This is a genomic window from Paenibacillus sp. F411, assembly GCF_017582705.1.
GTDB classification, from domain to species: Bacteria; Bacillota; Bacilli; order Paenibacillales; family Paenibacillaceae; genus Paenibacillus_AQ; species Paenibacillus_AQ algicola.
Genome location: NZ_JAGFIP010000017.1, coordinates 95,850 through 110,467, shown reverse-complemented (window position 1 = coordinate 110,467; position 14,618 = coordinate 95,850). Strand labels below are relative to the sequence as shown.

At 55.1% G+C, this 14,618-nt stretch carries 8 protein-coding genes; 7 read left to right on the top strand and 1 reads right to left on the bottom strand.

Going from position 1 to position 14,618, the window contains the following annotated elements; translation table 11 throughout:
* Positions 1-50: 50 nt before the first annotated feature.
* The 7 genes from JJQ72_RS16625 to JJQ72_RS16595 all read left to right on the top strand — a co-directional run bounded on the left by JJQ72_RS16625 (position 51) and on the right by JJQ72_RS16595 (position 13,260).
* Positions 51-773, top strand: coding sequence for a 4'-phosphopantetheinyl transferase family protein (locus tag JJQ72_RS16625; protein WP_208204354.1), 723 nt, complete (start codon positions 51-53; stop codon positions 771-773).
* Positions 774-934: 161 nt separating this feature from the next.
* Positions 935-3,220, top strand: a complete 2,286-nt coding sequence (locus JJQ72_RS16620) for a helix-turn-helix domain-containing protein (RefSeq protein WP_208204353.1) — start codon at positions 935-937, stop codon at positions 3,218-3,220.
* A 572-nt stretch (positions 3,221-3,792) separates the two neighbouring features.
* Entirely contained in the window at positions 3,793-5,331 is a 1,539-nt protein-coding gene (locus tag JJQ72_RS16615; protein ID WP_208204352.1) for an extracellular solute-binding protein, read from the top strand.
* A gap of 90 nt (positions 5,332-5,421) precedes the next feature.
* The gene (locus JJQ72_RS16610) at positions 5,422-6,483 is read left to right on the top strand and encodes a glycoside hydrolase family 88 protein (RefSeq protein WP_208204351.1); all 1,062 of its coding nucleotides are present in this window, start codon (positions 5,422-5,424) and stop codon (positions 6,481-6,483) included.
* The gene (locus JJQ72_RS16605; RefSeq protein ID WP_208204350.1) at positions 6,476-8,761 is read left to right on the top strand and encodes a polysaccharide lyase 8 family protein; all 2,286 of its coding nucleotides are present in this window, start codon (positions 6,476-6,478) and stop codon (positions 8,759-8,761) included. The genes JJQ72_RS16610 and JJQ72_RS16605 overlap by 8 nt, the downstream gene beginning before the upstream one ends.
* A 32-nt stretch (positions 8,762-8,793) precedes the next feature.
* On the top strand, positions 8,794-11,868 hold the full coding sequence (locus tag JJQ72_RS16600) for a sugar-binding protein (protein ID WP_208204349.1): 3,075 nt from the start codon (positions 8,794-8,796) through the stop codon (positions 11,866-11,868).
* A gap of 90 nt (positions 11,869-11,958) precedes the next feature.
* Entirely contained in the window at positions 11,959-13,260 is a 1,302-nt protein-coding gene (locus JJQ72_RS16595) for a sulfatase family protein (RefSeq protein ID WP_208204348.1), read from the top strand.
* A gap of 142 nt (positions 13,261-13,402) precedes the next feature.
* Here JJQ72_RS16595 and JJQ72_RS16590 read toward each other — a convergent pair whose 3' ends face one another.
* Positions 13,403-14,527 carry a glycoside hydrolase family 88 protein gene (locus JJQ72_RS16590; RefSeq protein WP_138227046.1) on the bottom strand — a complete coding sequence of 375 codons (1,125 nt, stop codon included), beginning with the start codon at positions 14,525-14,527 and terminating at the stop codon, positions 13,403-13,405.
* Between the last annotated feature and the right edge of the window lie 91 nt (positions 14,528-14,618).

The following is a 14,618-nucleotide window of genomic DNA, read 5'->3' as shown; positions in this document are numbered from 1 at the left end:
GCAGGCAAGCCCAATATCCTCATCGAAGAGGGAGAAAAGAGGTGGGAGTTATGCTGATGTATGCAGTGCATGTGGGGAACGGCTACGCTTCCTCTCAGCTGGAAGCCGGCTTGTCCCTTCTCAGCCGTGACAAAGAGAGGCGGATACGTCAGCTTGTCCGCCGGGAGGATCAGGTTCGAAGCACCGCCGGCCAGCTGCTGTCGGCCTGGCTCATCTCGGCATACAGGGGCGTATTTCCAGAGAGCAGCCAGCTGACAAGGACGACTTATGGCAAGCCATACTGGCTTGCGGATCCGGAATGCTGCTTTAACATTTCCCATTCCGGGGAGTGGGTGGTCGGTGTCATCGGCGGGGTTCCGGTCGGAATCGATGTTGAAGAGGTACAGGACATAGATCTCTCCGTGTCAGACATGGTGTTCTCAGCCCCGGAGCGAGAGGCGCTGTCAGCCCGGAAGGGTGCCGACGCGAGAGAGTACTTCTATACGCTTTGGACGTGCAAGGAAAGCTGCCTGAAGGCGATGGGTACGGGATTCTCCTACCCGCCCCGCGACATTACGATTCAACCTGAAGCCGGGCATCTGCACATTCAGGACGGAGACCGCCTGATTCCCTATACCTTAAGAACGTATGACGCGCTGGGCAGCGGCTACAAGCTCGCAGTATGTGCCAGGGGCATGGGCAGTAAGCTGCCGCTGCAGCCTGAAATGCTGGATGCCGGGGAGCTGCTGGAGGCGTGCTGCCTGCAGCGCCTGGATGATACTTTGTGCAAATAAGGATTGATTGTTACATCCTTTTTATGCTAGGGTAAAGCCAGTAAAAGCGTTCACAAAGAGGTGCTGCTTCGGCAGCATCTCTTTGCTGTCAAGGCGCGCAAATGATGATTCTGCGCTATACTATATACATCAGTGCGATCTCGTTGAGGATGTGTTTACTTATGAAGCTGAATGGTTATCTGCAGAGATTGATTGCGTTTACTTTGCTGCTGAGCATGCTGCCTGTCGCCATTCTTGGTATTTTTTCTTACTTTAAATCATCATCAGACATTCAGGACAAGGTTAATGACGGAAACATGCTGCGCCTGAAGCAGACGCAGATGACCGTGGAGCAGGTGCTGAAGACGGTGGAGCATACCGCGGTGCGGTTTGCCAATTCCCCGCTGGTGAATGACCATATTGACGTGTCTTTAACGCCGCATGAGTTTGGCATCGTTGGTGATTTAATGAACGAGCTGACGACGCTGTCAGGCGGCCAGCTTCAATATATGGACCCGGTTCTGATCAGTGTACGGGAGGGCTGGGCCGTCAGTGATGACGGTCTGAGCCCTATGGCCGACAAGATCGGATACGATGAGCTGAACTATTATTTGGAGCGTCCGGGACAGTCCTTCTGGATCAGTGAGGCCGGCGATCCCTTCACGGGCAGTCAGGCCGGAGATATTAATCTCGTCATCAAAATTCCACTCAATGACCGCAACCCGTCCGGCCTGCTGCTGGTGCGCACGTCGTCGGGAGACGTGAACCGCCACATTTTCAAGAGCCAGCGCTCCGGGAGCATCATGGTTCTGGACCATCAGGATCGGGTGCTGCTGTCCGAAACCGAGCTGGCTATAGGAGACAATGCGGCGCGCCATGGCTTCTTTCAGGATATTCAGAATACTGGCCTCACATCCGGCTACACCGAAAGTGATGTTGGCGAGGAGCGTTCAGCCATTAGCTTTATTGAGTCCAGCTATAATGGCTGGACCTATCTATCCATCGTTTCGATTGATGATATCACGAGCGAATCGCGCATGATCGGCTGGCTGACGCTGGTTATCTGTGTCGTGACCCTGCTGTTCACGTCGCTGATCTCCTTCTTCGGCTCCTTCCGAATGTATCAGCCGATCCGGAGTCTGTATGATCTGTCTGCGCAGATGACCGGGACGACAGAGCCGCTCGCCCGGGGCGGGGATGAGTTCCGGATTATTAGCGAGCGGATCCAGCGGCTGGATATGAACCGGAGCCGCCTGACGGAGCAGCTGGACCGGCAGGTGGAGCAGCTGAACGAATTTTTTATGCTGAAGCTGCTGCACGGCGAAATTCCCCGCAAGGACATTGGAGAACGGCTCCATATGTTCGGATACGATGAATCCACCATGCACCAGTGTGTGCTGGCCATTCAGATTGATACACTGGAAGGCACTCTGTACGAGGAGAAGGATAAGGATTTAATGCTCTTCGCTATGAAAAATATAGTGACCGAGCTTGCGCCATCCCAAGGACTGCATGCCTGCATGGTGACGGGACATAGCGTAATTGTGGTGCGCGGCAGCAATCAATCCTCGAAGGAGCAGTTTCTTCAGGAGCTGTATGCCGAGGCGGAGACGTTCCAGAAGGAGATCAAGCATTATTTGAAGCTGAAGGCCAGCATTGGCATCAGCAGGGTATACAGCGACTTCGAACAGCTGCCTTTGGCCTATAGTGAAAGCGTAGAGGCGCTCAAATACCGGATGAAGCTGGGCTATGAGTCCATTCTGTTTATTGAGGATATGACCTCAGGCGGCGGCAATCTGGCTTATCCGGAGCAGCTGGAGAACCGGCTGCTGGATGCCGTGAAGGAGACCAATGCCGATCAGGCTGTGACTCTGCTGGAGGAATGGGTCAATGAGCTGTTCCGGACAGAGCTGAGAATTGATGAATACCGGCTGTCCTTGGTGCGGCTGCTGACCCAGATTATGCGCATTGTGCAGGATTCCGGGGAATCGCTGCGTTGGCAGGATCAGGAGAACAAGTCGGTCATTGACCAGCTGTTTGAGCTGAACAGCAGACAGGATATTCTGGAGTGGTTCCGGGATACCGTCATTGCCCCGGCAGTTACACTGCTGGATGAACGGCGGGGCGAGAAATACAAGTCGATTTCCGATGAGGTCATCCGCATCATTCATGAGGAATACGACACCGATCTGACACTGGAGGAGTGTGCAGCCCGGCTCCACTATCATCCCAGCTACATTTGGCGCATCCTGCGGAAGGAGTCCGGCATCAGCTTCAGTGAATACCTGGCTCAGCACCGGCTGAAGATGGCCAAGCAGTGGCTGGAGGAAACGGAAATGACGATTACAGAAATTGCCGAGCGGCTTCGTTACAACAATGCCCAGAACTTTATTCGCTACTTCAAGAAAATGGAGGGCGTATCGCCCGGCAAATACAGAAAGCAGCATCATGATCCCGATGCCTCCTGAGACCCGTGTCTCGGGAGCTTTTTGTATATAATCATTCTGTTGAATTTATCGAGCAATCATTGTCTACACAGAGATTATTGCCTTGATATGACACTCGCGGCGGCGTGTAAGGGCTGAAACGGGGGCTTGGGCTGCAGTTATGGAAATGAGCAGGGAAAAGATTATATACGGTTATAGAGCAGGGTGATAGATTAAGGACTATAGAATGTTTAAAGATGTCCATCTTCGTAACCGTTTACATGCTGTGATGGAAGACTCCCTGATCCCTATGAGCCACTGCTTCTCCCGGTTTTGTTCATGCTGGTAAATGCTGTAGCTGCACTTTTTTGCGCTGGGGCACCCCGAAGAGACTAGTTTGACGCTATAATTTAGAGTAATGACAGTGATTGCAGGAGAGATCGCAGCGCGTTGCTCTTTACGGCCTGACCCTTGCTGCAGTGAGTCGCAGTGAGGGCCTCATGAGAGGCTGAGCGTTCAAGTTAACCCAGGCTGACCCCTCTGTCATATGCGTCGTCTGGCAGAAATGCTAGCGGCTGGCAACCAGACCTGATAACTTCAAGGGAGGCAAGCACATGATCACACTAGGGCGAACATGGAGAGGGCTTTGGACCTTGGCAGGGATACTCCTGCTAATGGCCGGCCTGATATCCGGCTGCTCGGAGGAAAGCAATGAGGCGGCTATGGGAAGCAGCCGGGAAGGCGGAGCCGGCTCCGGGAATGAGCCTTTCCCTATGAAGCTGATGATCCCCGGTCTCAATGCCGAGAATCCGGGCAAGGACAATGCGTTTCATCAAGCCATTGAGCAGTATACGAATAGTAGTCTGGACATCACCTGGGTGCCGCAGGATACCTATGACGAGAAGAGCAATCTGCTCATGGTTTCCGGCGAGCTGCCTGACCTGATGTATGTAAAGAGCATGAAGTCCTCCAGCTTTTTGAATGCTATTAAAGCGGGAGCATTTTGGGAGATTGGACCCGAGCTCAAGAACTATCCGAACCTGAGTCAGGCCAATGAAGAGATTCTGGACAACCTGGCGATTGACGGGAAGGTGTATGCCGTTTACCGGCACTCTGCGCCGGCGCAGGTCGGGGTCACGTACCGGAAAGACTGGCTGGAGCGGCTTGGATTATCAGAGCCCCGGACGCCGGAGGAGCTCTACAAGCTGCTGAAGGCGTTCAAGGAGAATGATCCGGACCAGAACGGCAAGGATGATACGTACGGCTTTATTTACTGGAAAGAGGACTTTCTGTCGATGTTCCGCATTCTGGCTAATTGGTATGGCAGTCCGAATATTTGGGGTGTGGACGAGAACGGAGAGCTCATCCCGGATTTTGTGACCAAAGAATATATGGATGCTCTCAATTTCATGAAAAGGCTGTATGACGAAGAGCTGATGAATGCTAACTTTGCCGTCCTTGCCGGAGCCAAAGCGAATGATATGTTTCTTGCCGGCGAGGGAGGAGCCATGTTCAGCTCTCTCAACAATCCGGCGGCCTGGTCGCTTGCCGGCAAGACAGAGCCGGGCGCAGAGCTGGGCGTATTCTCCACATTGGAAGCCGGATACGGGAAAAGAGCGCGGGCCGGCAGCGGATATCTCGGGGTCTATATGATTCCCAAGCGCTCCGTCCAGACAGAGGAGCAATTTCATCGCATTCTGCAATTCCTGGACCAGATGAATGATGCACCGATGCAGAACCTGCTGGAGTACGGAATCGAGGGCAGGCACTACAAGGTGGAGGACGGCAAGGCCGTCATGCTGGACACCGAGCTGATGCAGAGTGAGATTATGGATTACAAGCATCTGCAGCTAAAGGTAGCGATGAATTTGCTGCCGGCGGGAGGACTGCATCCCGTGCAGGAGAAGGTGGAGGAGCTAAAGGCAGCCAATGAGGAGTATGCCGTGTACAATCCGGCGCAGCCGTTTGATTCCAATACCTACACAAAGCAGGGACAGCAGCTGGATGATATGCGATATGACATGATGGCGAAATATGTGATGGGCGATCTGGATGCCGAAGGCTACCAGAAGGCTGTGCAGAAATGGATGGATGCCGGGGGCAGCAAGGTCATAGAGGAGCTGAACCAGCAGTACCGGCGTTCGAAGAAATAAGGAAATCTATGAAGCATGAGCAAGATTGCTGGAGAAAAGCAAGAAGCGGATCGATCCAAAGAATGAACAGGAGAAGGGAGCAAATTACACATGAATACTATGGAACAATCTCAATTACTGGAACGTTTGCTGCATCGCGTAGAGGGCATTGAATCGGACGTATGGCGCCTCAGAATGGATTTCTGGGAGTGGAACTCCGGTGTCTGCCTGTTCGGGATCATCAAGGCGTATGAAGCAACCGGCGAGAAGAAATATCTGTCTTTTCTGAGTGAGTGGTACGACCGGAACGTTGAGCAGCGCAAGACGGGCTCGGTGAATACGGTCATTCCGGCGAACGTAGCCCTGCTCCTGCTGAAGGAAACCGGGGATGCTAAATATGCAGCCATCTGCGAGGAGTATGCCGACTGGTGCCTGAACGTTTCGCTCAAGACGACCAATGGGGGGCTTGCTCACGTATGGAGCGAGGGCGGCCTGGAGGACTACAAAAATCAGCTGTGGATCGATTCCCTGTTTATGGCTGGCCTGTTCATGCTCCGCTATGGTGCCTGGAGCCGGAACGAGAAGCTGCTGGCAGCAGGGAAAGAGCAGTTTGATATTCATATCCGTTCCCAGTTTGATCCGGAGGCGGGGCTGTTCTATCACGGCTATCACTGTCTGGAACAGAAGCCGCTGGGCGAATTCTGGGGCAGAGGCAACGGCTGGGCTGCTGCGAGCCTGATTGAATTGATTGAGAATCAAGGAGTAGACAGCGAGGAAGGCCGCTATGTGGAGGTGTTCCAGCGTCTGATGGAGAAGGGCTATCAGCTTCGCCTGAAGGACGGGATGCTCCGCACCCTGCCGGAGCTGGAGGAGGCCTATCCGGAAGCAACTGCAACCGCATTGTTCGGCTACGCTGCGCTGAAGGGCGTCAGACTTGGCATTCTGGAACATAAATTTGAGGCCTGGGGCCGGCAGACCACAGAGACCTTGGCGCAGCATGTGTCGGAAGAAGGAATTCCGCAATCTGCCTCCGGCGGCACCGATTGTCAGGAGAAGGAAGGCTATCTGCAGGTTCCTTACACCGAGACGCTGTATGCGTACGGAGTCCTGTTCATGCTGTATGGAGAGGCGATCAAGCTGACGGAAGAATCCCAGGAGACTGCCGATGCTTGATATGCTGCTGGAACGGTGGAGATTTCTGCTGGTTGGCGGAGCGGCTGCAGAGTCAGGCCGCTCCCCGGCCCGCGGGAATGACGGAGATAAGCAGAGCCAGGGAGTGACCCGCTTTGTACAGTCAATGACACCTGGCCACGGGGAAACACTGTGGAGCGATCTGCCGAAGCTCATCAATGCGGCCGATCTGCACCATAATTACTCCCGGCTTTACGAAATGACGCTGGCACTGGAAACCGCCGGCTCGCCGCTTTATCAAGACAGCGCTTTAGAGCAGTCGATACTGCAGGGCCTGGAATGGATGTATGAGCACCGCTACAACGAGCAGGTACCGACTTACGGCAATTGGTGGTACTGGGAGATTGGCTCGCCGCTGCTTCTGGTCAATATCCTCTGCCTGATGAAGGAGCGGCTGACGCCGGAGAGAATGGTTCAATATCTTCGTCCCGTGCACCGGTTTGTGCCGAATCCGATGATAATGCGGACGGCCGATCTGCCGGAGCCTTATCTCTCTACCGGCGCGAATCGGGTATGGAAATCCCGCGCCTTTCTATTCTACTCCTTGCTGCATGAAGATGCAGAAGGAATTGCTGCGGCAAGAGATGCGCTTTCGCCAGTTTTTGGAACCGTTTCCGCAGGGGACGGCTTCTACCCGGACGGATCATTTATTCAGCACAAGAAATTTCCGTACACCGGCGGGTATGGCAAATCGCTGCTGAAGGAGCTGGCAGAGCTGACCTTTGTGCTGCAGGGCTCGCAGTGGACGATCTCCAAAGAACAGGCGGATGAGATGGCCGGCTGGGTCCAGCATTCCTTCGCTCCCTTTATCTTCCGAGGGCTCATGATGGAGATGGTTCGGGGCAGGGAGCTGTCGCGCCAGACTCCGGGAAGCCATGCCAATGTTCAGGCGGTGGCCGTGGCGTCGCTGCAGCTGGCTAAAGCCGCTTCACCGGAGCCTGCCGCCTGGCTGCGCAGCCAGGCCAAGCAATGGCTGCTAGCACTCTCCGAGGGCTGGGGGGATATCGGCCTAGGGCCTGCCGCGGCTTCTCTCGCTCAGGAGGTGCTTCAAGACGAAAGTATTGAGCCGGCCGAAGAGAAGGTCTTCTGCAAGGTGTTTGCCAGCATGGACCGGGCCGTATCGAGAGCACCGGGCCATGCCCTGGGCGTGAGTATGTTCTCCGAGCGGATCGGCAGCTATGAATCCATCAATGGCGAGAACTTAAAGGGCTGGTACACTGCCCATGGCATGACGTATTTGTATAACTCCGATTTACGGGTATACGCTGATGGCTTCTGGCCTACGGTGAATCCGCACCGGCTGCCGGGGACGACCGTGAGCACGGTGCCAAGGCAGAACGGCTTCGGGCTGAACCGTCCGCTGCTGGGACAGTTTGCCGGCGGCGTGCAATGCGGACAGGACAGCGGTCTGGTCGGTATGGAGCTCGTGGAGCCGGATGAATTCCGGGCCCGGAAATCCTGGTTTCTGTTCGGAGAAGTCTACGTTTGCCTGGGAACGGTGCTGGAAGGAGCAGCCGGGGCGACCGAAACGATCGTGGACAACCGGATGCTGAATCAAGAGGGCAGTAACGTGCTTCTGATCGACGGACAGGAGGGCGTGAAGGAATCCGGTGACACCTTGGCGTCAAGCCCAGCGTGGATGCATCTGTCCGGCAGTGTTCCGGGAGCCGATGTAGGCTACGTATTCCCGGATGCCGGCCTCCTGCAGGTGCTGAGAGAAGCCCGGAGCGGCAGCTGGAGAGAGCTGGATAACAAGGGCTCGGCGGAATTGGTTACCAGACATTATCTCACAGCCTGGTTTGAGCACGATGCGAAGGCAAAGGATGAGGGCTATGCCTATATGCTGCTGCCTGGGGCCAGCCCGCAGGAAACAGCCCGCTATGCCGCCGAACCAGGCATCCACATCTTGGCCTGCACCCGCGAGGTCCACGCGGCAGCGGAGCCGGGGCAAGGCAGGCTCGCCGCCTTCTTCTGGGAGGACGGGGTGAAATCGGCGGGACCGATCACTTGTGACCGGCGTGCCAGTGTCATGGTGAAGGAAAGCGAAGAACGTATTGAAGTGTGTGTTGCGGATCCGACGCATGCCGAGGAAGGAACCATCGAGCTGGAGCTCGCCATTCCAGCCGGACGGGAGGTGATCGCCTGTAGTGAATGGATCGCCGTGACCCAGCTACAGCCCACGGTGAAGCTAACGTTTCAAAGGAAAGGGGCAAAAGGTGCGACACAATGCGTCGTATTTTCGAAAATCGAAGCATCCTGATTCAAGATTAAACTTCTGGAGGAGATGCCAAAATGAATTCATCATTTATGAAAACGATTTCGATTATGCTTGTGATCTGTCTGTCATTATCCTGGATTGGAACTACAAATACTGCAGTAGAGGCTCAGGGAAATCCCCCTTTGCTGTTTAATGATTTTGAGGACGGGAATACCTCAGATTGGAACCTTCCTTCTGGTTTTGCCCTGCATACCGACAATGGAAACAAAATGCTCCGGTATGTATATCAGTCTGGCAGCTCTACGCGCAAGTATGCGGTAGCGGGCAGCTCGGACTGGAGCCAGTACGCGGTGGAGGCGAAGCTTCAAAGCTCCTCGGACAGCAACAGTATTGGCGTGTATGCCAGATATGGGGGAGAAAATAACCATTATCTGCTTCGGCTGGATACAGGGAGCGACACACTCTCTCTTGTCAAAAAGCTGAACGGTAACGCGACATTGCTGGATTCGGCGCCTGTCGTGCTCGATCTGAACACGCTGTATACCGTCAAGCTTGCTGTAGACGGAAACCAGCTCACAGGCTATGTAGACGGGGCGCCGCTGCTTTCGGCAACGGACAGCTCGCTCACCAAGGGCAAGATTGCCATTGGCGGCTACAGCAAGTCCAGCTACAGCGTGGATGACGTTCTGGTCAGCGACCTGAGAACGGCCGTGTCCATCGACGTTCAGCCTGACAGTCCGGTGCTGCTCGTGGATGAGGTCCGCAAGCTGAGCTCGACGGTGCTGGATCAGGGCGGACAGCCGATGAACGACGCAGCGGTAAGCTGGAGCAGTGATGATGCTGCAATAGCAGCCGTAGACAGCGCCGGTAACGTGACGGCTGTGGCTGCAGGCACAACAACGATCCGTGCTTCCTTTAACAATCTGGAGGCTACCGCAGCGGTAACGGTGCAGGAGCTGGAGGAAGAGCTTCCGCTGGAGCTGAAGCGTACGCTGCAGCCGATCGCGGTCGATGGCGTGCTGGATGAAAGCGTCTGGAATCTGGACCGCACGGCACGCAAAGCCGTTCTGGGCACCAGCGGTAATACGGTAAACTTCGGTACGCTCTGGGATGACAAATACTTATACGTAGGTGTGAAGGTGTTTGATGATCAGCTCTACAGTGATTCCGAGGATTCCTACGAGAATGACTCTGTCGAGGTGTTTATCGACGGTGACCACAATCACGGCTCGACCTATGATGTGAATGATTGGCATTTCCGTAAAGGGTACAACGATGATGCGCTCTTCGAGCGATTGAATGAGCGGATCGGCGTGCAGCATGCCTCCGCCGCGATTCCTGGCGGGTACGCAGTCGAGCTGGCCATTCCTTGGCTGAATCTCGGTCTGACGGCAGAGGCGGGCCTTGATTTCGGATTTGATCTTGCCGTCAATGACGACGATAACGGCGGTGCAAGGGAAGCGCAGCTCGTCTGGAACGGCATTGCAGATAACTACAAGAATACGGTCGCTTTCGGCGACGCCACCTTACTGGCGGACACGGTAGGCACGGCGGTTACAGTACCGGCTCCGGCGGCGGTAGACCGGTACGTGACGCCGCAGGGCGCAGGTACGAAGGATGGCAGCAGCTGGGCGAATGCCTTGGCCGGAGATCAGGTCGGCGGCCTTCAGGCAGCCTGGGATGCTACCGGGGATGCCAACACGCTGTATATCGGCAGCGGCACCTACACCGTTCCGCAAACCTTGACCCTGACTCGTGGCGGTACGGACCGGGAGAACTGGAAGAAGCTTCAGGGTGTCGATACCGGTGCCGGGGTGCCTGTATTCCAGGGAGACTGGTCGCTGCAAAATCAAGTCAACCGTTCGCTGATTGATGTGCCGCTGGGCGTCAGCTACTGGCAGATCGAGGACATTGTGATCGAAAATTATTATTATGGCATCTATGCGAATGGACAGCATACCGGCATCCGCGTCGTGGATGTGGATATGCATAATATGAGCGACGGTGTGTACTTGTGGGGCCGGGCAACCCGTTCCAATCCGGACGCGGGCTCCCATGATATTATGATCAAGGGCGGCACATATACGAATTACACGAAAAGTGCAGTTCGATTCCGTAACGGCAACTATTTGGCCAGTGTTATTGGCGTAACGGCAGATGCCGGCGGTCAGGCTAACTTCACATCCGGCAGCTTCCCTATGGGCTTCAGAATTGGTAACTCGCCGGAATCGGAATATATTTTTGACCATGATATCGTGTTCCAGGATGTCGTGAGCAGCAACAGCTGGCATGAGAATGGCAGCAGTAATTACTGGAATGGAGACGGCTTTAGTGCGGAGCGGCAGGTATATAACCTGACCTATGTACGCAGCAAGGCGTTTGACAGCACGGACGGCGGCTGGGATGACAAGTCGATCAATCCGGTGTTTATTGATACAGTGGCCTTCGGCAACAAGCGGAATTACCGGATCTGGTCTGCCGATAAGGCGGTATTTATGAGAGCGATCGGCGGTTATTCCTACAAGCGCGGCGGTAACAGTGACTCCATCGGGCTGTGGGTCGGCAGCGCAGTCGGCAAAGCTGAAATGTACTACAGCACCCTGTACAACAATGCGCAGTCCGAGATTTCCCTGGAGGGCCCGACCAACCAGGTAGATCTGTACAACTCCATCATCGGCGACAGCCGGGGAGGAGACCTGTACACGCTGAACGGCGGTCAGGTGAATGCTTATCAGACTGAGGAGTACTCCGCAGGAATTCAAGGCACGGACCCGCAGCTGGTGAATGGCTCGAATGCGAACTGGAAAGGCGACAGCACGGATTTCAACAGCCAGCTGTACGGCGCTTCCAAGGGCTATCATTATCCGGGACCGAGCACGGCACCGTACACTGTACAGATCAGTACCTCTAGCATTGCACTGGATTCATTCGAGCAGTTGACCGTCCATGCACAGGTGCTGGATCCATCGGGGCAGCCGGTGAGCGATCCGGAGGAAGTCATCTGGTACAGCGATGACGCAAGCCTGGCACGGCTGCTGCAATCCCGCGGCGCTGAAGCTGTCATTGAGGGCTTGAGCGCGGGCAGCACCGAGCTGGTAGCGATGTATAAAGGAGCCGAGGCGAAAGTCACGGTGTCCGTGACGGAATAAAAGACAGGGGAGGGATCAAGGCGGCAGCAGCTGCGCCGGGTCCCTTCCCTCCGTCTGTTTTTATATAAACATACAAAAGGAGTTCGTGAGATGAACATCATATACTTGCATACGCACGATACTGGAAGATACATTCAGCCATACGGCTACGCCGTTCCGACGCCGAACCTGATGGAGCTGGCGCGCGGGGGAACCTTGTTCCGTCAGGCCTTCTGTGCTGCACCTACCTGCTCGCCGAGCCGGGCTGCGCTGCTGACAGGCATGGCTCCGCATTCCAACGGTATGCTGGGACTGACGCACCGGGGCTTTCTGCTAAATGATTACAAGGAGCACCTGGTTTCGTTCTTGGAGGATCAGGGATATGAGACCGCCTTGTGCGGCGTTCAGCATGAAGCGCCGGACAAAGCGATCCTCGGATATGAGCACCTGCTTGAGCCTGAGGCTGCACCGGAGCAGGAGCATGAGGACGTAAGATGTGCCGAACGGGCCGCAGCTTATATTCGTGAAGATCGGGAGCGGCCGTTCTTCCTGTCGCTGGGACTGTTCAACACTCACCGGGAGTTCCCGGAGAGAGATCCGGAGGTGAATCCGAACTATGTGCTGCCTCCGCACCCGTTCCCGGATACGGCTCAGAACCGCGAGGATATGGCGAATTATATCAGCTCTGCCAAGCTGATGGATCGCTGTGTCGGCATTGTGATGGAGGCGCTGAAGGCATCGGGGCAGGAGGACAGCACACTGCTGATCTTTACAACCGATCACGGCCTCGCCTTCCCGCACATGAAATGCAGCTTGTACGATACCGGAATCGGGGTCGCGCTAATGATGAAGAAGCCGGGACTCATCCGGGCCGGACATGTCGAGGATTCGCTGGTATCCCAGGTGGACCTGTTCCCGACGCTGTGCGACATGCTGGGTGTAGAGCAGCCAGAAAGGCTGCAGGGCGTATCCTTGCTGCCGCTCATTGAAGGAAGCCGCGACAAGGTTCGGGAGGAGATTTTTGCGGAGGTCACCTTCCATGCTGCCTATGAGCCGATGCGGTGTATCCGGACCGACCGGTACAAGCTGATCCGCTGGTTTGATGAGCATGACGGACTGGTGCCGGCGAATATCGACGATTCCCCGACCAAGAGCTTCCTGGTAGAGCAGGGGCTGCTGAGCACACGAAGAGAGCCAGTAGAGCTGTATGATCTGTACCTCGATCCGGTGGAGCGGGTCAATGTCGTCCGGGATGAAGCGTATGCCGGCATATATCAAGACCTGTCCTCGCGCCTGATGGCCTGGATGGAGGAAACCGGCGATCCTTTGCTGCATGGCAAGGTGCAGAAGCCGGAGGGAGCGCGCATCAACAAGGTAAGCTGTGTCAGCAACCAGGTTCCCGACTATGAATAAATAGACGTATTACAGCGGTTTCTCTCCCGCCCGCTATGGCGCTGGTGCGGAGAGAGCCGCTTTTTATGATACAACGAAACAGACCGGCCCAAGGAGATCGTCAGGATCTTCTCGGGCCGGTCTGTTTCAATTGTCAGAAGGCTTACTCGTACCAGTAGCCTTTATGTCCGCGTTCCATACGCATCAGGGCTTCCAGATAGAAATAATCGCCCCAGATGGTGAAATCGTCCGGATTATTACCTTTGCGAACACTGTATGAGCCATGCTTGATAAAGCCTTGTGCTTCCGGCTCTTGAATGGTGGAATATTCAGGGTCCATCAATCCGCTCATGCAATCGTCGAAGCCCTTCTGCAGCCAGCCTCTTGCGTCATGATCTGCCGGAAGCAGCTTGAGCATTTCATGAATACCGCAGGCCGCAATGGCGTTAGCAGAGCTGTCCCGGTTCGTGTCGGCGTGAATCGGTGCATCGAAATCCCAGTACACAACCTTGTCCTCCGGCAGGCGGTCCAGGAAGAAGCGGGTCATGCGCAGTGCCGTTTCCAGATAGAGCGGGTCTTTGGTGTATTTGTACGACAGCGTAAAGCCGTAAATGCCCCATGCCTGTCCGCGTGTCCAGGTCGAGCCGTTAGTGTAGCCCTGCTGAGTAGCTCCGCGGAGTGCTTCACCGGTCTCTTGGTCGAAGTAGAAGGTATGGTATGAAGAGTCATCACCGCGAACCAGGAAACGGCGGCTTTTGTTGGCGTGGTTAGTAGCCACATCCAGGTAGCTCTGCTTGCCCGTCATTTCATACGCCCAGTACAGGATCGGCAGATTCATCAGGCAGTCAATGATCATCCGTCCGCCATTGCTTGCATCGCCCTCAGGGCCCCAGGCCTGAAGCACACCGGTTGTAGAACGCCAGCGTCTCATCAGCATATCAGCCGCATCAAGAGTCAGCTGCTTGGCAGCCGGGTCCTTGTCGATCATCCACTGTGCCTTCGAGGACAAGGAGAACAGGAATCCGATATCATGTGTATCCATCTTGATCTGCTGATCCAGGCGCTCCTTGAAGCTGTCTACCGTCCGGCGTGCTGCCGTGCGGAACACCTCGTCTCCGCTGTATTCATAGCACAGCCACAAAATGCCGGACCAGAACCCGTTCGTCCAGTTGGCATTAGGCAATAGCATATACTCATCATTTTTACTGCATTGCGGATAGGCATCTCCGAAACGCTCAATGTTTAATCTTGTTTTCTCTACCGCATCTTCAATCGCTTGCTTCCACATACACTCAGCCTCCTCGTTATTCTCTCTCTATCATAAAAGAAAACGGTTACCCTTAGTGCATGCTGGTTGTGTTAAAATGTAGCTATATTGT